General features: G+C 68.0%; 18 protein-coding genes and 1 pseudogene. 10 read left to right on the forward strand and 9 right to left on the reverse strand.

All coding sequences use genetic code 11. The features are described from left to right. Positions 1-282 precede the first annotated feature (282 nt). From AB0H88_RS25210 to lexA, 3 genes are all read right to left on the reverse strand, one after another. A complete protein-coding gene (locus AB0H88_RS25210; RefSeq protein WP_357648356.1) occupies positions 283-1,713 on the reverse strand; it encodes a DEAD/DEAH box helicase in 1,431 nt (476 codons plus the stop codon). Positions 1,714-2,067: 354 nt separating this feature from the next. Then, positions 2,068-2,271, reverse strand: coding sequence for a cold-shock protein (locus AB0H88_RS25215; RefSeq protein WP_049562746.1), 204 nt, complete (start codon positions 2,269-2,271; stop codon positions 2,068-2,070). 628 nt (positions 2,272-2,899) lie between these two features. Beyond that, positions 2,900-3,610, reverse strand: coding sequence for a transcriptional repressor LexA (gene lexA / locus AB0H88_RS25220; RefSeq protein WP_357648359.1), 711 nt, complete (start codon positions 3,608-3,610; stop codon positions 2,900-2,902). 1,273 nt (positions 3,611-4,883) lie between these two features. On the opposite strand from lexA, the gene AB0H88_RS25225 reads away from it, so the two are divergent. The 5 genes and pseudogenes from AB0H88_RS25225 (at position 4,884) to AB0H88_RS25245 (ending at position 12,247) form a co-directional block, all read left to right on the forward strand. After that, positions 4,884-5,153 carry a LysM peptidoglycan-binding domain-containing protein gene (locus AB0H88_RS25225; RefSeq protein ID WP_357648361.1) on the forward strand — a complete coding sequence of 90 codons (270 nt, stop codon included), beginning with the start codon at positions 4,884-4,886 and terminating at the stop codon, positions 5,151-5,153. Between the two features lie 595 nt (positions 5,154-5,748). Beyond that, entirely contained in the window at positions 5,749-6,204 is a 456-nt protein-coding gene (gene nrdR, locus AB0H88_RS25230; protein WP_214636146.1) for a transcriptional regulator NrdR, read from the forward strand. Then, positions 6,201-9,047: a vitamin B12-dependent ribonucleotide reductase gene (locus AB0H88_RS25235; protein ID WP_357648363.1), complete on the forward strand. Its 2,847-nt coding sequence runs from the start codon at positions 6,201-6,203 to the stop codon at positions 9,045-9,047. Before nrdR ends, AB0H88_RS25235 begins: the two co-directional genes overlap by 4 nt. Positions 9,048-9,557: 510 nt before the next feature. Next, a pseudogene (locus AB0H88_RS25240) lies at positions 9,558-10,238 on the forward strand (TniB family NTP-binding protein); the annotation flags it as partial. 11 nt (positions 10,239-10,249) lie between these two features. Then, positions 10,250-12,247 (forward strand): alpha/beta fold hydrolase, encoded by a 1,998-nt coding sequence (locus AB0H88_RS25245; protein ID WP_357648365.1) that lies wholly within the window; start codon positions 10,250-10,252, stop codon positions 12,245-12,247. 85 nt (positions 12,248-12,332) lie between these two features. Here AB0H88_RS25245 and AB0H88_RS25250 read toward each other — a convergent pair whose 3' ends face one another. The 5 genes from AB0H88_RS25250 to AB0H88_RS25270 all read right to left on the reverse strand — a co-directional run bounded on the left by AB0H88_RS25250 (position 12,333) and on the right by AB0H88_RS25270 (position 16,694). Continuing rightward, positions 12,333-12,965 carry a response regulator transcription factor gene (locus AB0H88_RS25250; RefSeq protein ID WP_357648367.1) on the reverse strand — a complete coding sequence of 211 codons (633 nt, stop codon included), beginning with the start codon at positions 12,963-12,965 and terminating at the stop codon, positions 12,333-12,335. After that, entirely contained in the window at positions 12,907-13,128 is a 222-nt protein-coding gene (locus AB0H88_RS25255; RefSeq protein ID WP_357648368.1) for a response regulator transcription factor, read from the reverse strand. The genes AB0H88_RS25250 and AB0H88_RS25255 overlap by 59 nt, the downstream gene beginning before the upstream one ends. An 11-nt stretch (positions 13,129-13,139) precedes the next feature. Further along, positions 13,140-14,651 (reverse strand): hypothetical protein, encoded by a 1,512-nt coding sequence (locus tag AB0H88_RS25260; protein ID WP_357648370.1) that lies wholly within the window; start codon positions 14,649-14,651, stop codon positions 13,140-13,142. Between the two features lie 268 nt (positions 14,652-14,919). Next, the gene (locus tag AB0H88_RS25265; RefSeq protein ID WP_357648372.1) at positions 14,920-16,035 is read right to left on the reverse strand and encodes a HAMP domain-containing sensor histidine kinase; all 1,116 of its coding nucleotides are present in this window, start codon (positions 16,033-16,035) and stop codon (positions 14,920-14,922) included. Further along, complete coding sequence (locus tag AB0H88_RS25270) at positions 16,032-16,694, reverse strand: response regulator transcription factor (RefSeq protein ID WP_357648374.1); 663 nt, start codon at positions 16,692-16,694, stop codon at positions 16,032-16,034. Before AB0H88_RS25270 ends, AB0H88_RS25265 begins: the two co-directional genes overlap by 4 nt. Positions 16,695-16,877: 183 nt before the next feature. Here AB0H88_RS25270 and AB0H88_RS25275 point away from each other — a divergent pair, with 183 nt between their 5' ends. The 5 genes from AB0H88_RS25275 (at position 16,878) to AB0H88_RS25295 (ending at position 21,380) form a co-directional block, all read left to right on the forward strand. Continuing rightward, the gene (locus AB0H88_RS25275; protein ID WP_357648376.1) at positions 16,878-17,813 is read left to right on the forward strand and encodes an ATP-binding cassette domain-containing protein; all 936 of its coding nucleotides are present in this window, start codon (positions 16,878-16,880) and stop codon (positions 17,811-17,813) included. Continuing rightward, a complete protein-coding gene (locus AB0H88_RS25280) occupies positions 17,810-19,339 on the forward strand; it encodes an ABC transporter permease subunit (RefSeq protein ID WP_357648378.1) in 1,530 nt (509 codons plus the stop codon). The genes AB0H88_RS25275 and AB0H88_RS25280 overlap by 4 nt, the downstream gene beginning before the upstream one ends. Next, complete coding sequence (locus AB0H88_RS25285) at positions 19,336-20,106, forward strand: ABC transporter permease (protein WP_357648380.1); 771 nt, start codon at positions 19,336-19,338, stop codon at positions 20,104-20,106. The genes AB0H88_RS25280 and AB0H88_RS25285 overlap by 4 nt, the downstream gene beginning before the upstream one ends. 435 nt (positions 20,107-20,541) lie before the next feature. Then, a complete protein-coding gene (locus tag AB0H88_RS25290; RefSeq protein ID WP_357648382.1) occupies positions 20,542-20,958 on the forward strand; it encodes a prevent-host-death protein in 417 nt (138 codons plus the stop codon). Then, the gene (locus AB0H88_RS25295) at positions 20,955-21,380 is read left to right on the forward strand and encodes a cytotoxic translational repressor of toxin-antitoxin stability system (protein ID WP_357648383.1); all 426 of its coding nucleotides are present in this window, start codon (positions 20,955-20,957) and stop codon (positions 21,378-21,380) included. The genes AB0H88_RS25290 and AB0H88_RS25295 overlap by 4 nt, the downstream gene beginning before the upstream one ends. A gap of 453 nt (positions 21,381-21,833) precedes the next feature. Here AB0H88_RS25295 and AB0H88_RS25300 read toward each other — a convergent pair whose 3' ends face one another. Then, complete coding sequence (locus tag AB0H88_RS25300) at positions 21,834-22,301, reverse strand: GNAT family N-acetyltransferase (RefSeq protein WP_357648385.1); 468 nt, start codon at positions 22,299-22,301, stop codon at positions 21,834-21,836. Between the last annotated feature and the right edge of the window lie 108 nt (positions 22,302-22,409).

Raw genomic sequence — 22,409 nt, forward strand, 5'->3', positions numbered from 1 at the left:
CCCGCGCGAGGCGAATGAACAGGTCCCGAAGCTCCGCAGTCGTTCCTGGACGTCAGGGCCGATGCGGGTAGGTCCAGGCCCGTCGCAGCGGACGACGATGCCATGCCGGCAAAGTTGCCGGGGTGACCGGCCGCAGAGCGCGCAGTATCGCCGGCAATCACCGGGCCAGTGCCGCGCGAGCAGCCCGATCGGCCCAGTCGAACCTCAGCTCAGAGCCGTCGTGGCTGCATTATGACGCGGTACAGGTCTGCACCTGGTCTTGTGCGAGGCGGTCACCCACTGCTACCTGGATCGTCGGCCGTTCCGTCCTGCCCGACGATTCACCACCGGTGCGGTGATGGTCACGGGGATCCCAGAGGGCGCCTGGGCGCCTGTGATACGCCTTAGTTCAGCCTCGCCCGAGCGGACCTGGCTGGTCTGCGGGACGATACCGGCGTCGGCCATCAGGCGGGTCATGTCACGGCGCTGGTTGGGCAGGACCAGGGTGACGACGCTGCCGGACTCGCCGGCGCGGGCGGTGCGGCCGCCGCGGTGCAGGTAGTCCTTGTGGTCGCTTGGCGGGTCGACGTTGACGACGAGGTCGAGGTTGTCGACGTGGATGCCGCGGGCCGCGACGTTGGTCGCCACCAGCACCGTGACGTGGCCGGTCTTGAACTGGGCGAGGGTACGGGTGCGCTGGGGCTGGGACTTGCCCCCGTGTAGCGCGGCGGCGCGTACTCCGCTGTTCAGTAGGTGTTCGGTGAGCCGGTCCACAGCGTGCTTGGTGTCCAGGAACATGATCACCCGGCCGTCGCGAGCAGCGATCTCCACGGTGGTGGCCTGCTTGTCGGTGCCTTGGATGTGCAGCACGTGGTGCTCCATCGTGGTGACCGCGCCCGCCGAGGGGTCAACCGAATGGACCACCGGGTCTGTCAGATAGCGGCGGACCAGTAGGTCGACGTTGCGGTCCAGAGTGGCGGAGAACAGCATCCGCTGGCCCCCTGGGCGCACCTTGTCGAGCAGGTGGGTGATCTGCGGCATGAAGCCCATGTCGGCCATCTGGTCGGCCTCGTCCAGCACGGTGATGCCGACCTGGTCCAGGCGGCAGTCGCCGCGCTCGATGAGATCCCTGAGCCGTCCCGGGGTCGCAACGACGACCTCGGCACCGCTGCGCAGCGCATTTGCCTGCTGGCCGATTGACATGCCGCCAACGATGGTGGCCAGCCGCAGCTTCAGTGATCGGGCGTACGGGGTGAGTGCGTCGGTGACCTGTTGGGCCAGTTCCCGAGTAGGGACGAGGATCAGGGCAAGCGGCTGCCGCGATTCGGCGCGCTGTCCGGAGGTGCGGACGAGCAGGGCCAGGCCGAAGGCGAGTGTCTTGCCTGATCCGGTGCGCCCCCGCCCCAGGACGTCCCGGCCGGCCAGGGAGTTCGGCAGCGTGGCCGCCTGGATCGGGAACGGTTCATTCATGCCCAGGCTGGTGAGCATCGTCAGCAGCGCGGGCGGCATCTTCAGTTCAGCGAATGTCGCGGCGGCGGGCAGGGCCGGGGTGACGGTGACCGGCAGCGCGAACTCCCCCTGGAGCGCGGCGGGCCGCCGCCCGTAGCCGGAACGACTGGGGGCGCCTGAACGGCCCTGAGCCGGCGAGCCGAATCGGCCGCCCCTGCCGGGGTTGGCAGAGCCGCCCGTACGGGTCGGGGAGTAGCGGTCGTGTGTGCGAGTTGCACGGTTCATGCAGAACCTTCCTTGATGCGGCACGTGTCAGGTGATTCTCGACGCGATGAGCGGCACAAGAACAGCGAGCACGAGCCGAAGAAAAGACGAGTCGAGTCGGCGGAAAACAGCCTGGCCTCGTACCTCGAAATGGTCGGCATTCGCCGGAAAGAATGGCGGCGATGCCGGGCCGTAGGACTGGGGCGGGCTTATGCCCGAACCGGAGCCATCAGGGGTGCATCGGTGTGCGGCGGAAGAACGGACATGTTGTTCTTCGCGGTTTGTGAGGCCGTCACGGCACATCGGGTACCACAAAAGCAGCGCGCTGGGGCCCGCACCCTACGGCGCGGGCCCCAGCTGCGTGGTACGTCAGTGTCAGGCGGGAACGATGTTCTCCGCCTGCGGCCCCTTCTGGCCTTGCGTGACGTCGAAGCTCACCTTCTGGCCTTCCTGGAGCTCGCGGTAGCCCTGGGCGGCGATGTTCGAGTAGTGGGCGAAGACGTCAGCGCCGCCACCATCCTGCTCGATGAAGCCGAAACCCTTTTCCGCGTTGAACCACTTCACTGTGCCAGTAGCCATTTTGTATCTCCTTCGGGGCAGTGCCCGTAAGGCTCGCTCCGTGCGAGCCTCGCGTCGCCGCGATGATTGCCCCGTCCGGAAAAGCACCGGCAATACAAAAGTGCCACCACCGGCACAGGACGCCGGCGAGGGCACTTGAAGTCTTTGGGAACCACAACTGCAACTGAGAACGACAGTATCACAGTGCTCGTTTCCGAGGAAAGCGAGGGTCCACGTTCATCGGTTACGCCATAAACCTAACCGCGCGCCGCACCAATTTCTGCATCTGCGGCAATAGATATTCACTTCGGCGAGCCCTTTTCGCCCTGAAGCGGCAGGTCACAGGCTTATTGCGAGCTCCTGAGCTAGATCTACAAGCAGAGAAGCCCCTGGTAGATGCGTTGTCGACCAAGAGCAACAGCTTCGCCGAAATGCTCGGACGCTCGTCGATGGCAGGCCCAGGAGGTGGCTGGTGGTGAAACAGCACCAACCGCTCGTGGATCACAGGAGTGGCGTCTTCCTGCCATGCCCATCAGCCACCCGTACGGTCGATACCCGTCATACATGTGTATGGTCCATGACCACCCATAAGACACACCTACAGCGCTCCGGGCGCATGATCTTCATGCGCCCGGAAGCGTGTGCGGCGTCAGAGGCGGCGGAGGACCGCTACGACCTTGCCGAGGACGCTGGCCTCGTCGCCGGGGATCGGGTCGTAGTTGGCGTTGTGCGGCACCAGCCAGACGTGGCCGTCCTTGCGCTTGAACGTCTTCACTGTGGCCTCGCCCTCGATCATGGCCGCCACGATGTCGCCGCTCTCCGCGACCGGCTGCTGGCGGACGACGACCCAGTCGCCGTCGGCGATGGCGGCGTCGATCATCGAATCACCGGCGACCTGCAAGAGGAAGAGGGTGCCTTCACCGACCAACTGCTTGGGCAGGGCGAAGACGTCTTCGACGCTCTCCTCGGCGAGGATCGGGCCGCCAGCGGCGATCCGGCCGACCAGCGGCACATAGGCGGCCGTGGGCCTGTTCACCGGGGCGTCGGACTCATTGGCGGTGTCGGGATCGACCCAGAGCGCGGGCTCCCCGGGCAGACGAACCTCGAGCGCGCGGGGCCGGTGGGGGTCGCGTCTCAGGTAGCCCTTGCGCTGCAACGCCGTCAACTGGTGCGACACGCTGGACGTGCTCGTCAGTTGCACGGCCTCGCCGATCTCGCGCATGGACGGCGGGTAGCCCCGCTGTTGGACCGAGTCGCGAATCACCTCGAGGATCTTGCGTTGCCTGGGCGTCAGTCCCAGGGAGTCACGCCGACGCACCGCGAGGTCACTGACCCCGTTGGTGTCATCCCGATCGCTCATGATCTGCCTCCTCGCCCGGCGGCCCGCCTCACCGGCGAATCTCCCGGTCCGTGGTCTTCGTGTCGCACACAGCGACCGTATCGCTGTTGAAGATCATCTTCAAACAATTGTTCGAGTCTTCCTCGAAATTGTTGGCAGCTTGGTGTACAACATCGTACGGGAGTTCGATCGACACCGTGTTCGATTTGCCGATCTTTATTGGGCCTTTTTTCGGGCCGGGACGGCTGGGAGGTCAAACATGCGAGCGACCACCATCACAGATGCCACCAGCGACGACGTCAAGCGACTCACCCTCCTGGCAGACGCCACCCGGCGACCGATGGCAGGGGGCGGCGACACAGGTGACGACCGGGGGGACGGTTGCCGGGGCGGCGATTCCGCCGACCGACCAGATCGCGAACGCCCGAATAAATGTGACAACTATGACAACCGGGCTCCGGGGTCCGTCGGTCCAGGGCCTGCTGGCCCGCCGTCTGTTGGCCCGCCGTCTGTTGGCCCGCCGTCTGTTGGCCCGCCGTCTGTTGGCCCGGCGTCTGTTGGCCCGGCGTCTGTCGGCCCGGGATCGGCCGGTCCGGGGCCTGGCGGTCGGGGGTCCGCTGCCCCGGGACCAGAAGGTCGTTTCGGGATAGCGAGCGGGACCCGTTCCGGAACCGGGGATGTGGGCCGTCTACGGACTGGGGGCGGGAGCCTTCGCGAGGGTGGAGACGGAGGCCGTTTGGGCAGGGAAGGCGGGGCACGGCCTGGACGCGCGGGCGGGGGTCGTCCCGAATACGGCAGCGGCGGCCGTCCGGGGGGAGGCAGCGTACGTGCCGGGGGCGGGTCGTCTGGCAGAGGGCCTCTCAGCCGTCGGACCGCGGCGCAGGGAAGACCGCGCCTGTGGCTGGTGCCCCCGCCCCGCCCTGACGCCGACCACACACCACCGCCTGGTGGAGGAGTACGACCTACGGGCACGACCGGGCAACACCCGGTGGAGTCCGGAGGCTCAGCGGAAGTCGGGCGATCGCTGGAGCACGGGAACTCGTCACTTCGGGCGAGCGACGGCCGTGCGGAGGGGTTTATTCGCGATCCGGACGTTCGGTCCCGCGAGGCAGAGAGCCGATCCGGGGGCCGGGCCCGTGAGGTGCCGGGTTCGTACCCGCGCCCCCGGCGTAAGGGCGGTCTGCCTGCGGATCGGACCCGTCTGTCCAGGAGGCAGGCCGGCGTCACCCGGCGGGGGCGGCGTAATCCTCCCGTACGGCTCACGCGACGAGGGCGGGCCGTACTGGTGATGGCCATGGCTCTGCTGTCCCTGGGCGGCTTCTGGCTCGGCACCCGCGCTGTCAGCCAGGCGTCCGCGGCGCCCGCCGTACCGAGTCACGCGGGCCTGCCCTGGGTGACCGTCCACGAGGGGGACACGCTCTGGACGATCGCCGACGCGGCGGCTCCCGATGAGGGTGACCCCGGGGCGGTGGTGACCGAGATCAAGCGGCTGAACGACCTGCGCGGATCGCTCATCCGCCCGGGCAGCCGCCTGTACGTCCCGACCCCCCACGCCCTGCCGTAAACCCCGAATGGCCCCAATGGTCCCCAATGGTCCCCAATGGGCCGGAAGGGGGCCGAATAGGCGCTGTGTGATCTGTGCAGTGGGCTGCCGTGTGGTGCTGTTCCATGACGTGCCGTACAGTCCCGAAACGGTCCATCCTCAACCGGCATCCACACGGTCCGTCGCCCGACGCGGTCCCGTCCTCAACCGGTGAGCGATACGGTCCGTCCCCAACCGAAAGCGTGGAGACGAGCGCGTACGGATGCGCCGCAAGAGATGTCTGTGAGCCGTGTTCACCCACGTGAGACCGGCCAACCAACGTGACCAGCGAGGCGAGGAACACACCCCCACCGGCCGGTGTTGACGACGACACGCCCGAGCCGGACCAAGGTGGCTGCGCTGATCAGCGACTTAGGCGGCAAGCCTCCGTCCAACTTGCGTTCATGGTCGCTCGCTTCTACGGTTGGACCACAACATCTAGTAGTTACACCGATGTAGTTCACCACAAATTGTGTTTCTCTGACCGCACCATGGCAAGCCGTGGGGCGTGCGCGAGCGTACGCAGAACAGTGCTTTACGTCTGTGGTGACCGCATGGTCGAGGAGGGCGAGCAAACGTGCACTGTCCGTTCTGTCGTCATCCTGACACGAGGGTCATCGACAGCCGCTCGACAGAGGACGGCGCGGCCATCCGCCGCCGCCGTACCTGTCCGGAATGCGGGCGCCGGTTCACCACGCAGGAGACCGTACTGCTGATGGTGAGCAAGCGCAGCGGAGTGACCGAGCCGTTCTCGCGTGACAAGGTCGTCGCGGGCGTGCGACGGGCCTGCCAGGGCAGGCCGGTGAGCGAGGATTCGCTGGCTCAGTTGGGCCAGCGCGTCGAGGAGGCCATCCGGGCCAAGGGTGCCGCCGAGCTCCCCTCCAACGAGGTGGGGCTGGCGATCCTGGGCCCGTTGCGGGAGTTGGACGAGGTGGCCTACTTGCGATTCGCATCGGTATATCGCGGTTTCGAGAGCCTGGCGGACTTCGAGGCCGAGATCGAACAGTTGAAGGCGGAGAAGGGGGAGTCATGACGGAGACGGCCAGCGGTTCAGTCACGCGCGGAGGCAAGCGTCCGCGTAAGGGGCTCAAGATGAAGCGCATCTTCACCAAGCCCGGTGTGCACCCATATGACGACATCCAGTGGGAGCGCCGCGACGTCGTCATGACCAATTGGCGCGACGGCTCGATCAATTTCGAGCAGCGGGGCGTCGAGTTTCCCGAGTTCTGGTCGGTCAACGCGGCCAACATCGTCACGACCAAATACTTCCGCGGCGCTGTGGGCACCCCGCAGCGTGAGTGGAGTCTGAAGCAGTTGGTCGACCGGGTCGTCGGCGTCTACACCAAGACCGCGGTGGAGCACGGCTACTTCGCCACCGACGAGGATGCCGAGATCTTCGACCACGAGTTGAAGCACGCGTTGACGCACCAGGTGTTCGCGTTCAACTCGCCGGTGTGGTTCAACGTGGGCACCGCGAGCCCTCAGCAAGTAAGCGCCTGCTTCATCTTGGCCGTGGACGACACGATGGAGTCGATCCTCGACTGGTACAAGGAAGAGGGCGTGATCTTCAAGGGCGGCTCGGGCTCGGGGGTCAACCTGTCCCGCATCCGCTCCTCGAAGGAGCTCCTGTCCAGCGGCGGCACGGCCAGCGGGCCGGTCTCGTTCATGCGCGGCGCCGACGCGAGCGCGGGCACCATCAAGTCCGGCGGCGCCACCCGCCGGGCGGCCAAGATGGTCGTGCTCGACGTCGACCACCCCGACATCGTGGAGTTCGTCGAGACCAAGGCCCGCGAGGAGGACAAGGTCCGCGCGCTGCGCGACGCCGGGTTCGACATGGACCTGGGCGGCAAGGACATCGTCTCGGTCCAGTACCAGAACGCCAACAACTCGGTGCGCGTCTCCGAGGAGTTCATGCACGCGGTCGAGAAGGGTGACGACTTCGCCCTGCGCGGCCGTCTGACCGGCGAGGTGATCGAGAAGGTCGACGCGCGGGAGCTGTTCCGCAAGATGGCCAAGGCCGCCTGGGAGTGCGCCGACCCCGGCGTCCAGTACGACGACACGATCAACGACTGGCACACCACCCCGGAGACCGGGCGCATCACCGCCAGCAACCCCTGCAGCGAGTACGTCCACCTCGACAACTCCTCCTGCAACCTGGCCAGCATCAACCTGCTGAAGTTCCTGCGGGACGACGACACCTTCGACGTCGCGAACTTCGTCAAGCTGACCGAGCTGATCATCACGGCCATGGACGTGTCGATCACGTTCGCCGACTTCCCGACCGAGAAGATCGGCGAGACGACCCGCGCCTACCGCCAGCTCGGCATCGGCTACGCGAACCTGGGCGCACTGCTCATGGCCACCGGCCACGCCTACGACTCCGACGGCGGCCGCGCGGTCGCCGGGGCGATCACGTCGCTGATGACCGGTGTGTCCTACCGGCGCAGCGCCGAGCTGGCCGGGGTCGTCGGCCCGTACGACGGCTACGCCCGCAACGCCGAGCCGCACAAGCGGATCATGCGCAAGCACGCCGCCGCCAACGACGACCTGCGCACGGTCGGCTCGATGGACGCCAAGATCCACGCCGAGGCGTCCCGTCAGTGGTCGGAGTGCCTCAAGGCCGGCGAGAAGAACGGCTACCGCAACGCCCAGGCCAGCCTGCTCGCGCCCACGGGCACCATCGGCCTGATGATGGACTGCGACACCACCGGCATCGAGCCCGACCTGGCGCTGGTCAAGTTCAAGAAGCTCGTCGGCGGCGGCTCCATGCAGATCGTCAACCAGACGATCCCGCGCGCGCTCAGGCAGCTCAACTACCAGCAGGAGCAGATCGAGGCCATCGTCGAGTACATCGCCGAGCACGGCCACGTCGTCGACGCCCCCGGCCTGCGCAGGGAGCACTACGAGGTGTTCGACTGCGCGATGGGCGAGCGGGCCATCGCCCCGATGGGTCACGTCCGCATGATGGCCGCCGCGCAGCCGTTCCTGTCCGGCGCGATCTCCAAGACGGTCAACCTGCCGGAGTCGGCCACGATCGACGACATCGAGCAGGTCTACCTGGAGGGCTGGCGGCTCGGCCTCAAGGCGCTGGCGGTCTACCGCGACAACTGCAAGGTCGGCCAGCCGCTGTCGGCCGGCGGCAGCAAGAAGGAAGCCGAGAAGGCTGACAAGGCCGACAAGGCGGCCGAGATCGCCGAGCCCGAGGTCCGGGTCATCGAGGTCAACCGGCCCACCAGGCGCAGGATGCCCAACCAGCGGCCGAGCATGACCACCCGCTTCACGGTCGGCGGCGCCAAGGGCTACATGACCGCCTCGTCCTACCCCGACGACGGGCTCGGCGAGGTCTTCCTGAAGATGTCCAAGCAGGGTTCGACGCTGGCGGGCGTCATGGACGCCTTCTCCGTGGCGATCTCGATAGGGCTCCAGTACGGCGTGCCGCTCGAGACGTACATGAGCAAGTTCGTCAACATGCGCTTCGAGCCCGCCGGGATGACGGACGACCCCGACATCCGGATGGCCACCTCGGTGATGGACTACATCTTCCGCCGCCTGGCCCTCGACCACCTGCCCTACGACGAGCGGGCGGCGCTGGGCATCTTCTCGGCGGCCGAGCGTGCCGCGCAGCAGCGCGGCGAGGACCCGGCCGCGCTCCAGGAGGCGGTCGACCGCGAGGCGCTCGCCCAGTCGGCGCCGATCGAGGCGAAGCAGGAGGCGGAGCAGAAGGCAGAGCCGGAGCCGGTGCGGGAGTTCACGCTGGAGAACCACCAGCGCATCACCGCCGACGCCCCGCTCTGCATGACCTGCGGCACCAAGATGCGCCCGGCGGGCAGCTGCTACGTCTGCGAGGGCTGCGGCTCCACCAGCGGCTGCAGCTAGACATAGGCGCAGTTGCCGTTGCTGCAACACTCGGCCTGACCAGCTAAGGCTCTGGTCGCGAGGGGGATCTGGACTTGGTTCCAGATCCCCCTCGACGACTTTGGGGCCAGGTGGAGCGGCAGGAACCTGCTGACCCGCTGCATCAACGATTCGGGCCAAGGACCTCACCGCCAGCGATGCTATGGTCCGGCCATGACTCAGCAGCGATCAACGGGACCGACCGGCTTCAAGTAGTGCGCCAGGACATACCTGGCGGTGCTACCCAGGGAGCCTCATGTCCCGCACTGCCCATCACATCGTTCGTCCGGTTCTCGGCAGGAGAGCCCCATGGCGATCGGTGGCGATAGTTGATCTCCGTTACAGCGCCGCATGCCTGCGACAGGCACGGCAGGCCGGCCGCCGGCCACGTCCGATGTCCCTCCGCCACAGGGCCGACGTCTACTCCTGGGCCAGGGCCGATCCCCGAGACCGGTCAGTATCAGAGTGGGCCGACCTCGAGGAGCGCCAGGGATCGTGGAGAAGTTCCGGCGCTCGCACCCGCCGATCTCGCACCCGGATCGCGAACAGGTCCCGGTGCTGGTCGTGCAGATGCCCTCCGATCCGCACGTGGCCCGCTTCTACACCGCGCTGTTGAGCGCGCTTGGCGCGCCGCTGCGGCCCCGGCAGCGGCTGGCCGAGCTGGAGCAGCTCGCGGTGCGGCTGCTGCGGCAGGCCGGCGTGCGGATGCTGGTGATCGACGAACTGCACAACGTGCTGGCCGGGCGGGATGGGGTGCGTCGCGAGTTCCTCAATCTGCTGCGCTTCCTGGGCAACGAGCTGAAGATCCCGCTGGTCGGCGTCGGTACCCGGGACGCCTACCTGGTGATCCGCTCTGATGACCAGCTGGAGAACCGCTTCGCTCCGTTCGTGCTGCCGCGCTGGGAGGCCGGCCGGGAGGCGAGCATGCTGCTGGCCAGCTTCGCCGCCGCCTTCCCGCTGCGCCGCCCCTCCTACCTGGCCACCACGGAGATGACCGACTATCTGCTGGCCCGCAGCGAGGGCACCATTGGAGAGTTGGCCGCGCTGCTCACCGAGGCCGCCGTCGCGGCGATCGAGTCCGGCGAGGAGGCCATCACCCAGCGCACCCTGCTGCTGGCCGGCTACGCCGGGCCAACCGAGCGGCGCCGCAAGTTCGAACGCGAGCTGCTGTGAGGAGCGCGGGCGTGCCGGACGGAGCGCGCCGCTGGCCCGTGCACCCCGAGCCCGCCCCCGGCGAGGCGCTCACCTCCTGGCTCGGCCGTCTGGCCGGGCTGTACCGCCTGTCGGTCGAACAGCTGCTGACCCATAACCTCGGTCCGGCGTCAGCGCAGTTCGACGTCGTACGCCCACGCGACGCAGACCTGGACTACCAGGCGCCCGCTGCCGTCTTACGCGCGCTCACCGCGCGGACCGGCATCGCGGTAGGCCGGCTGCGCCGGATGACGATCTCCGGGTGTGTGCCGTGGCTGGCCGACACCCTGGATCCCGCCGACGGCCAGAAGGCATTCTCTGCCTATGTCCGGCAGGACTCGGTACTGCTGCCGCCGGGCCGGGCCGGATATCACGTCGTCAACCACTGGGTGCCCTGGCTGCCAGCGCGCAGCCGCCCATGGCGGACGGCACGACGGGTCTGCCCCACCTGCCCAGCCGACCGCGGCATCCTCCTGCTCGCCGCGCTGCCCCTCATGATCAGCTGCGCTGAACACGGATGCCGTTTGGAACGAGTCCACGAGGTTCGCCGGGCTCACCGCTACGGCGGAGCCGATGACCCCCCGCCCGGTCCCCGACGCCGTCGCCGCGCTGGACAGGCTCACCTTCGAAGGCTTTGCGTACCTGCGGCAGCGAGCGCTGACTCGGCCTTGACCTGGCAGGACTGCGGCGACGGTATGCGCTGCGGCCAATTGGGCGTGCCTGCCGACTGGACCCGCCCCCGCGATGGCGAGCGGATCACGCTCGGCCTGGCCATGCTGCCCGCCGTGGATCAGGCGCGCAAGAAGGGGACCCTCCTGGTCAACCTCGGCGGTCCCGCCCCGCAGATCGGGGCCTTCCGCGCCGGCCGGGCGGCTTTCGCCGATCTGGCTCAGCAGTTCGACGTGGTCGTCTTCGACCCGCGCGGGTTCGGGCGCAGCAGTGGTATCTCCTGCCCCGTTCCCGCGCCGCACACCGAAGCGTGGGTCTATCCAGACCGGGCCTCCTATACGGCCTACACGGTGAAGAACCGCCGTTTCGGTCAGGAGTGCACCGCGGCAGCCGGGCCGCTGGCCGGCCACGTGAACTCCTGGCAAAAGGCCCACGATATGGACGCGATCAGGGCGGCGCTGGATGAGCCCAAGCTCACCTACTTCGGCACCTCCTACGGCACCGTCCTCGGGCAGGCCTACGCGGAGCTCTTCCCGGACAGGGTAGGCCGGATGTACCTCGACAGCGTCCGGGACCACACCAACCGGTCCGTACTGGACGGGCTCCTGCCCCGCGCCCGGGCGCTGGAGAGCAACCTGCACAGGTTCGCATCGTGGTGCCAAGATGAGAAGACCTGCGCCCTGCACGGCCGGGACGTCGTCACCCTCTGGGACGAACTGATCGCCAAGGCGAGCAAACAACCAATCCCAGCGCCCGGGGCAGGACAAGAGGTCACGGTGAACGCGTCCTTCATCGTCTCGCGCGCCTGGTTCGGCCTGGAGCCCCAATGGCCCCGCCTGGCCGACGCCCTGGCCCAGGCATCTCAAGGCGACGCTTCCCTGCTGGCCCAGCCCATCCCCACTCCCCCCTCCGATTTCTCCCGTATCGCGCTGTGCGCCGACTTCCCGTATCCCACCGCGTACGGGAAGTTGAAGGTGGCAGAAGCGCAGCTGCGGCGGGTCGCACCGCGGGTGGGGTGGCGGTACGTGTGGGTGATGGCCAACCAGTGCGGTGGCCTGCCTCCGGTCAAGAACTTCGCCCCGCACCCGATCAAGGCCGCCGGCCTGCCACCCATTCTGATCAGCAACGGTGAGTACGACGACAACACGCCCCCCAACGAGGGCCGAAGGGTCGCGGCGCAGTTGCCCGGCGCGCGCTATCTGCCTGCGGACGGAGGCCACAGCCTGTACGTGTCAGGACAGTCCTGCGTGCGCCGGTATGTGAACCACTATCTCTTCACCGGACAGCTGCCTGCGGTGGGAAGCACCTGCTCGTCTTCATGAGGGGTAAGGCCACGCAGGGAGCTCGGCGTGGCGGCGCTGAGCATGGCGGCCTGCCTGCCGATCCCGGCCTGGCGACGCCTGCTCCTCACCGCGACTGTTCTGTCGGCCACGGTGGCTCTGGCCGACTGATCGCTGGCCACGCCCTGCCACGATCATCAGATGCTGCTGGACTTCGACGCGGCGGTCGTGGCGCTCCATTCTCTGTGCGGTGTCTTATGGGCGCCTGATCCAGATATGGAGCGGGCGGGTTTGGGTGGCGCGGGGCCAGGCCGTGCTCGTAGGCGTAGATCACCGCGTGCACGCGGGTACGCACTCCGAGCTTGGCCAGGACGCGGGAGACGTGTGCTTTGACCGTGCCTTCCTCGATCGTCAATGCGGTGGCTATTTCTGCGTTGCTGAGCCCTCCGGCCAGTTGCCGGAGCACCTCGAGCTCACGAGCGGTGAGCCGCTCTTGCGCCTCGGTAGCGGACGCGGGTGACAGCCGCGCGAAGCGGTGGATCAGCCCGGTGGTGACCTGCGGATCCTCCAGCCCGTACCCGCAGTGCAGCGCCCGTACCACCTCCAGCAGCTCTGGAGCGCTGTCCTTGAGCAGGAACCCGAGGCCTTCGACTGGAGTGCGCCGAACACATACTCGTCCGTGCCGAACGTCGTCAGCGGGATCACCCGGTGGTGGCTGCACGTCGTCGAGTTTTCCGGATCGCGCAGAGCACGTCGACATGCGGCATACGCAGGTCCATCACTACCACGTCGGGGAGTCGCCACAGCGCTTGGTGCACGACCTCGGATCCATCGGCCGCCTGACCGACCGCCTCAAGGTCAGGCGCGCCGTCCAGCGTCATGCGTAGTGCCTCGTGGACGGCGGGTTGGTCATCGGCGATCACTACCCGAATGATCACGCCGCCCTCTTCACGATCGCCGCCCCGAGGGCGATGGCGGCATATGCGCAGGTCACGGTCAAACCCGCCCATGGCGAGAGCGGATAATAGCCGCCGAGCACCGACTGAGCCACGTCGACATGCACGAACGTGGGGACGCTCTGCGTGATCGCGAACCCGGCGGCAGGAGTGACCGCCAGCAGCCATGGCGCCAGGCCCGCGGTCGCCAGTAGGTAGGGCACGACGACCAGCGCGACGGCCAGCCCGATGGCGACGATGCCCCGCTTGACCAGCGCGGCCAGGCCCAGGGCCAGCACGGCGGCGGCTGCGGTCAGCGCCGCGTAGCCGACGATCACCCGCAGCTCGGTACCCAGACTGATCGGCTGGATCGGGTTCTGATTGGCACGCAACATCGCCAGGCCGACGGGGACCACGACCCCCGAGGTCACCAGCCCCGCCACGAACGCGACCACGCCGACCACCACGGCCTTGGCCGCCAGCAGCCGCCCCGGATGCGGCTCGGCCGGCGGGCTGGTCCCGATCAGCCTGCGCCGGTATTCCGTCGTGAAGAACGTGACCGCCGCCACGAGCACCGGGATCAGCCCCAGGGCCCCGCCGATCAGCAGGAGGTCAGCGCGCAGACCGCCCTCTACCGTGGCGGGCCCGATGTCGCCACCCCCGGTCACGATGAGCTTGTCGCCGGACTCGACGACTCCCCCCGGGTGGTGCGGGGTCTTGCCGTCGGACTCCAGGACGACGCCGACGTCGTCGCGGCGCCACGAACCGTTCGCGCCCTGCAGCTTGATCTGGTCGAAGGTGGCGGTGGCCTGGGCGAAGGCTTGCGCCATGTCCCACAAGGCGCCTGGTGAGGTGGCGAACAGCCCGATCTCGACCGTCTCCGGCAGCCCGGTCAGCTTGACCGGGCTGACCGCGGTCCAGGTCTTGCCGTCGTCTGACTCGTAGCCGGTGATGGTGTCGCCCGACCTGGTCAGCCGCAGCCACTGCGGGCCGTTGTGAGGACCGCCGGGCACGTCGTGGGTGAAGTTGTGCTGCATCCGCACGCCGTGTGCTCCGGTGAGCATGACGGCGGCATACGGTGTGCCCTGTTTGAGGCTCTGCCTGACCAGGAGCCCGGCCTTCGCCCACGGCACCACCCCCTCCTTGACGTTGCGCACCCCGGGTACGGCGTCCGGCAGCCGGATCTGCCCGGTCATGTCCGACACACGGGCGGTGATGCTGCCGTTCCCCTTGAGCGGCTGGTGGATGAAGTAGTACTTGTCGCTGACCGCTGTGCCATCGGGTCCCAGCAAAGGCGCGGGGCAGGGGCCCTCGCCTTTCCCCGTCACGCAGGTGCTGCGGGCGCCTCCGGCGATCAGCAATCCGAGCGACACGGTGATCAGCACGGAGGCCGCCATGGCAAGCGCCCAGCCCCGCGCGGAGCGGGACCTGGTCCACTCCGCACGCAGCATCTGGGGAAAGCCGTCCCGCCCGGCCCGTTGGCTGGATCGGTGAGGCGTGAATGAACTCATGCCGACGGTTGTACGCGGCACCCGGTTCCAGCCGGGTCGCAGCAGCTGCGACCCGGCTGCGACCGAGGGTCTGGCATCGTTGACGCATGGCACCCCGACCCGGCGGCCGGTTCGGCCGCCGCGCCCGCACGAGCACCAGCGGTGAGTGGACCCTTAAGCAGCAACAAATCGGCCAGTGGCGATAACGAGCCGACACGCGCTGCGGTACCGCCATTCAGCGCTGCGATGCGGGTGGCAGCTGCCGCCCCCGCGCAGTCGTCCCCTGACGTTAGGGAAGGTTCGGATGAGATCCGTGCGCGAACCGCACGGTGATGGACAAGCCGCCTTCGGGGCGTGCGCCGGCGGTGAGGGTGGCGTGGTGAGCCTGGGCGACGGCATCGACGATGGCGAGGCCGAGACCGTAGCCGTCGCGTCGGCCGTAACGATCCGGGGCCAGCCTCTGGAAGGGCTGGAAGAGGCGCTGGACCTGGTCGCCGGGGATCACCGGCCCTGTGTTGGTGACCGTGAGGGCCACCTGAGTGCCGCAGGTCTGCGTGACGATCTGGACGTGCCCGCCTGCGTGGTTGTGGCGGATGGCGTTGTCGATGAGGTTGGCGACGAGGCTTTCGATCAGTTTCAGATCCCCGGCTGTCACGGCAGGCGTCAGGTGTTCGGCGAGGTCGATGCCTTTCTGCCTCGCTTGCTTGCGGCGGGTGGCGAGCACTTCTTCGACGATGTGGGCGAGGTCGAGGGTGTCCCGGCGGGTGACGCCGCGTTCGCTGGTGGCCAGGGCGAGCAGTGCGTCGACGAGCCGCTCCTGGTGTGCGCCGAGCGCGAGGGCGTCCTGGCAGGCCGAGCGCAGGGTGTCGGTGTCGGCGTCGGGGTCGGCGAGGGCGACTTCGAGGAGGGTGCGCAGGCCGGCGAGCGGGGTGCGCAGTTCGTGGGAGGCGTTGGCGACGAAGTGGCGTTGGGCGTCGAAGGAGGCTTGCAGGCGGGCGAACAGGTCGTCGATGGTGTGGCCGAGTTCGGTCAGCTCGTCCGTGGGCTCGCCGAGGTCGAGACGCCGGTGGAGGTCTCCGGCGGAGATGACTTGGGCGGTGGCGGTGATGGCGCGCAGCGGGCGCAGGAACCGGCCGGCGACGTACCAGCCGAGACCCAATGCGACGGGAATCAGGACGACGAGGGCGACGGCGGATCCGATGAGGAGCTGGGGCAGGCTGATCCCGGGCCCGGTTTCGGTGATCGCGCTCGATGCGGGCCGGCCCTTGGGGGTGGCCGCATCGATGCTGGCCAGCGGGACGGCGACCATGACGAGCACGAAGACCCCGGCGGCGTAGATGCCCGCCGCGTAGGCGAGCGCGAGCCGCGCCTGCAGGGACCTTCTGGCCGGCTGCCGGGAAGTCATGACGATCCGATGCGGTAGCCGCCTTCGCGGATGGTCTCGATCACGGGCGGGTCGCCGAGCTTGGTCCGCAACCGGTGCATGGCGTGCTTGACGGCACTGCTGAAGGGGTCGGCGGCCTCGTCCCAGACGCGCTCGAGCAGCTCCTCAGCGGAGATGACCAGGCCAGGCGTGGCGAGCAGGCATTCAAGCAGGGAGAACTCCCTGGGGCTCAACTCAAGGCGCCGCCCGGCCCGGAACGCGACACGGCGGGCCGGATCGAGGGTGATGTCCCCGCATGCCAGGGCGGGCGGGAGCGGCGGGGTGGCGCGGCGGGCCAGGGCACGGACGCGGGCGACCAGTTCGGCGAACGCGAACGGCTTGGGCAGGTAGTCGTCGGCGCCGAGGCCGAGCCCGTCGACGCGGTCCTCGATCGTGCCGGAGGCGGTGAGCATCAGGACGCGGGTCTCACAGCGGCCGTGGGCGAGCCGCCGGCAGATCTCGTCCCCGTGGACGCCGGGCAGGTCGCGGTCGAGGATCACCACGTCGTAGCGGGTGACGGCCAGGCGGTCCAGGGCGGCGGTGCCGTCCAGGACGACGTCGACGGCCATGCCCTCGCGGCGCAGCCCGGTTCCGATGGAGCGGGCGAGGACCTCGAAGTCCTCGACGACCAGGACCCTCACCACCAATCACCGCCGGTCGTCGTACGGGCAGGGCGGCCCAACCGGCCGCCGGGTCGAGGTGCCATGCGCCAACGATGCCAGATTCCCGGTCGCAGCCGGGTCGCAGCCGCCGCGACCCGGCTGGAACCGGGTGCCGCGTACAACCATCGGCATGAATTCATTTCGAACCGGGAGCTCGCTGCGATGAGCGCCCCGGGGATCGTCGTCGCCGGGCTGCGCAAGCGGTATGGGGCGACCCTGGCCCTCGACGGCATGTCCTTTTCCGTCCGCCCGGGGCTGGTGACCGGCTTCGTAGGGCCGAACGGGGCCGGGAAGTCCACCACGATGCGGGTGATCCTGGGCCTGGACGCGGTCGAGGAGGGCACCGCACTCATCGACGGCATGCCGTACCACAGCCTGCGGCGTCCGCTGAACCACGTCGGTTCACTGCTGGACGCGGCGGCGCTGCACCCCGGCCGCAGCGGGCGCAACCACCTGCTGTGGCTGGCGCACGCGCAGGGCCTGGCCGCGCGGCGAGTGGACCAGGTGATCGAGCAGGTCGGCCTGACCTCGGCGGCCCGGCGCAAGGCCGGCGGCTACTCGCTCGGCATGCGCCAGCGGCTCGGAATCGCCGCCGCCCTGCTGGGCGACCCGCCGATCATCATGCTCGATGAGCCGTTCAACGGCATGGACCCCGACGGCATCATCTGGATGCGCCGATTCCTGCGGTCGCTGGCCGCTCAGGGCCGCGCCGTGCTGGTCTCCAGCCACCTGATGAGCGAGGTGCAAGACACGGCTGACCATCTCGTCGTGGTCGGGCGCGGCAAGGCCATCGCCAACGCCGGCGTGGCCGACCTGATCGCGGCCGCCTCCAGGAACCGGGTGGCCCTGCGGACCACGGCCGGGACGCACGCGATGAGAGTGCTCGCGCACGCCGGAGCGAACGTGATGGCCACCGACCGCGGCACCATCACCGTCTCCGGCCTGCCCGCGGACCGGATAGTGACGCTGCTCAACCAGAGCGCGGTGCCGTTCTCCGAGGTATCGGCACACCGCGCCACCCTCGAGGACGTTTACCTGGAGCTCACCCGCGCGGCGGTCGAGTTCCGCGCCGCGACGCCTACGGAGGTATCACGGTGACCTCAACCGTCACGCCACACCGTCCTGGCCAACGGATCAGGCGGGACGGCTTCCTCCAGTTGCTGCACGCGGAATGGACCAAGTTCCGGACGGTCCGGGGCTGGGTGACCGGCACGGTGGTGGCGGCACTGATGATGGTGCTGTTCGCCCTGCTCGCCGGGATCAGCAGCGATCAGAAGAGTGCACCGCCCGTTCCGATCGGACCGGGCGGTGAGCCGGTTACCGACAGCTACTACTTCGTGCACCAGCCGCTGGCTGGAAACGGCAGCATCACCGTCTCCGTCTCCGCGCTCAAGAGCAGCATCCCAAAGGGTCCCGGGAACTTGCGGCCCGGCACCGTGCCGTGGGCGAAGGCCGGGCTCATCATCAAGGAGAGCACGCGCCAGGGATCACCCTACGCGGCGATCATGGCCACCGGCAGCCACGGCGTACGGATGCAGGACAACTACGTCAACGACACGGCCGGCCCCCCTGGTCAGGTCGCCGCCGCATCCCCCCGCTGGCTGCGACTGGACCGCTCGGGCGACACGATCACCGGCTATGCCTCCACCGACGGCACGAAATGGACCAAGGTGGGCACCACGCAGATGAGAGGGCTTGGATCGACCGCGCAGGTCGGGCTGTTCGTCGCGTCTCCACCTGCCGCGGGCGGCGGAGGCACGGCCGGCAGTGTATCCACGGCCACCTTCGGGGATCTTCGTACCCAGGGAGGCTGGGCTGGTGGCGACTGGACAGGCGGTCAGGTGGGAGCCGAATCCCCCAGCTTCGCCGGCTACCCGGCGAACACCGCGGGTTCGTTCACGGAATCCGACGGCCGGTTCACGGTGACCGGCGCCGGCGACATAGCGCCCGCTGTCCGCGACACCCTGCCGACCGCCGGCCACCTCCGGGACATCCTCACCGGCACGTTCGCCGCGCTGATCGCGGTGATCGTCGTGGGGGTGCTGTTCATCACCGCGGAGTATCAGAACAAGATGATCCACCTCACCCTGGCCGCGAGTCCGAGGCGAAGCCGAGTGCTCGTTGCCAAGACAATCGTGTTGTGGGCCGTCACCTTCGTCGCCGGGTTGGTGGGAGCGATCCTCGCGACTCCGCTCGGTGAGCGCCTCGCCCGGGGCAACGGCGTCTACATCTTCCCGGTGTCGCCCTCGACCGAACTGCGGGTGGCGCTCGGGACCGCGGCGCTGCTCGCGACCGCCTCGGTCCTGGCCCTCTCGCTCGGCGCCATCTTCCGGCACAGTGCGGGCGCGGTGACCACCGTCATCGTGGCCATCGTGCTGCCCTACATCCTGATCGCGATCCCGTTCTTGCCCGCGAGCGTGTCGAAGGGACTGGCCACGGTGACACCGGGCGCAGCTTTCGCCGTCCAGCAGACGCTTGTGCCATATGACCAGGTCGCAAGCAATTACACGCCGTACTACGGCTACTACCCGCTGGCGCCGTGGGCCGGGTTCGCCGTCCTGGCCAGCTACGCGATGGTAAGCCTGGCCGTAGCCGCCGTCCTTCTCCACAGGAGGGACGCATGAGACTGGCATTGCACGCGGAATGGACGAAGATACGGACCGTCGCCAGTCCTTTGTGGCTGCTGCTCGCTACTGTCGCGGCGACGGTGGCCCTGAGCGTCGGGGCGGCTTCGGTGGTGAATTGCACGGCCAGTGGCTGCGGCGGTGACACGACCAAGCTCAGCCTTGTCGGCGTCCAGCTCGGCCAGGCGCCGCTCGCGATATTGGCTGTGCTGGTCATCAGCGGCGAGTACAGCTCCGGCATGATCCGCACCACGCTGGCGGCGATACCGCATCGGGCCACCGCGCTCGCGGCCAAGGCCGTCACCCTGACCGGCCTCGCGGCCGCGGCCGGGACCGTCGCGGTGCTCGGGTCGCTGCTGGCCGCATGGCTCATCCTGCCCGGCCACGGCTACCCCGGCCTGTCCCTTGCCGACGGGCCCACGCTGCGCGCGGTCGTCGGATCGATCCTCTACCTGGCGCTGATCGCCTTGCTCAGCCTCGGCGTCGCCGCCATCGTGCGGGATTCGGCGACCAGTATCGGGGTCGTCCTCGGTCTGCTCTACCTGTTCCCCATCCTCGCCCAGACGATCGGCGATCCGAACTGGCAGCGCCTGCTCCAGCAGATCGCGCCGATGAGCGCCGGGCTCACCATCCAGGCCACCACCGATCTGCCCAGCCTGCCGATCAGTCCCTGGGCCGGTCTCGGGGTGACCGCCGGATGGGCCGCCGCGGCGCTCCTGGGCGGCGGCCTGCTTCTGCACAGCCGCGACGTCCAAGGCCCGACCTGAGCCGCCGGCCGATGACGGTCCGTGCCTCGATCTCAACCGCCACGGCTGCGCCGACGGCGGTCTCGCGTCCACTGCTGAGCAACCGTCGGCGCGGCCAGACAGCGCCGGACCTTCTCGGCCACTAATCACCGGAACTTACAACCTTGCGGCCAGGGCTCACGGCGGAGTCCATGGCCAAGACGCATATGGGCAGTTACACAGCGTTACTTTGCGGCTGGTGGCACGGACCCGAGCGGGGGTCCACATGGGCCTGCACGCCCGTCAGCGTGCAGGCCACTTCGCGCATCCGTGCACACGACTTCGAAAAGTGAGACCGTGCCCGGCCGACGGTTGTCGCATTGCGTACAACGTGGCGAGCATGTCTAAGTACGTCAAGTACTTGACGTACTTATGTAGAGCTGGCATTCTGAAGCGACTCTCGCTGGAGGTACCGCCATGGCCGCCGTTCACTTCGACAGCTATACCGAAGCTCGTACGCATCTCAAGGCGCTGCTGGACGCGGCGGAACAGGGTCGCGTGGCCACAGTGCGCCGCGAGTCGGCTGTGACGGCCCTTGTGGATGTTGAAAGACTGCGTCACTACCTCGCGATGGTCGTTCCTTCTCATGCGCAGGTGGTTCCTGAGGCAGGCGGTTGGTCGATTTTCATCCCGGGGCTACCGGTCGCCGCGGACGGTGCGACCTTCGATCAGGCTGTTGTGGAGATGGTCGAAGGGCTGCGTGAATACGCCGAGGACTGGCAGGATCACCTGCTCGACGTTCCCAATCACCGTGAGAACTGGGGGATCGTGCAGTTGATCAGCCTCAGTGATGACGATCAGTTGCGTGAATGGCTGGTGGGGGCAGTCCAATGAGCTGGCCACAGCCCACTCGTGACCACCATGATTCCTTCTGTCAGATCGAGGGCTGGCGTCAGGTACGGAACGCTCGGGGGGGAACGGGCAGCCACCACGTCACGTATGAGCTGGATCTTCCTGACGGAAGGATACTGAGGACCCGGATCTCTCATCCGGTCGATCGCAGCGTCTATGGTCCAGGTATCTGGAGCCACATTCTCCGTGATCAGCTTCAGGTGGATGAGGCGACGTTCTGGGCATGCGTTCAGAATGACGTGAAACCCGATCGCGGAGTGCCTGAACTGCCGTCGGAGGCGTTGCCCGCCGATCTCGTCTTCATGTTGATTTCAAGGGTCGGTCTCGACGAGATGACGGTCGCGGCGATGAGCAAGGATGAGGCCATCGCCAGATTGCAGAAATACTGGATCGACGGCACCTGATCCGAGAAAATACTGCACCCTCCGAATAGGTGCACTGCCCCAACGTGCCGAGCGCCATCAAGGCGATCGAACTGGCCATCGTCGATCTGGGCGAGGCGCGGACGTGAAGGCCCTCGCCCGTCGACGGGTTCACCATCAGGTGGATCTTGGCGGTGAACCCATGGGCATCGGGCTCGACGCCGACGGCTTGCTCACCGGCCGGCCACGGCGCGGCGTAGCTGCGCCTGCTTCCACGGCGCGAGCCCGGCGAGCCCAGGGCAAGATCAGCACGTGTAGCCACAGCAGCATGGGTTCGGCGAGGGCCGGTGGTCTGTAGATCGCCGTGCCGAGCACCGCTGCCGCGGCAATGTGTGCGGGCTCGGGAACTGAGACGGCTGGCCGCTGCGCTGGACGCGGACCTGACCATCGAGTTCCTTCCTCACCGGGCTGCATGATCCGGGCCTGATGACAGCATCAAAGCGGCTGCTCCAGCACGTGTTTCAACTCAGCGAATCCGGCCGCCGCATAGAATGCCTTGGCGCCCTCGTTGAAGTCCAGTACGTCGGTTAGCAGCCGCCGGCAGCCCTCCAGCCTGCCCGCATCCCGCACGGCCTCGATCAGCTGACTCGCGACCCCGCGTCTGGCGGCTTGTGGATCCACCGCCAGCTGATTGAGGAGGATGAAGGATTCGGCGCGGAGGAACGGGTTTTCCTCGCGACGCACGATGGCAGCCACGGCATATCCGACTGGACGATCAATCTCGGCGATGAACGCACGCGTGACGTCTTTGACCAGGAGAGTCGCGAAGTAGTTGGTCAGTTCCTCTTCGGGTGGGTCGACGCGGTAGACATCGGGGCGGCGGGCGGCGTGGGCCGCATGAACGTGCGGATTCAGCAGGGCCAGGATTCTGGCGTCCTCTGCTGCGGCTGCGCGGATCTTCATGCGGGCACCCTAGATCCTGACCGCTCTTAAGAGAGAAGCCGTGCTGCCGGATGGCGTCGCCGACCGCTTCCATGACGCCTACATACGCCCCTATCAGCAATCACATGA

The organism is Nonomuraea sp. NPDC050680 (genome assembly GCF_040654555.1).
Classification (GTDB): domain Bacteria; phylum Actinomycetota; class Actinomycetes; order Streptosporangiales; family Streptosporangiaceae; genus Nonomuraea.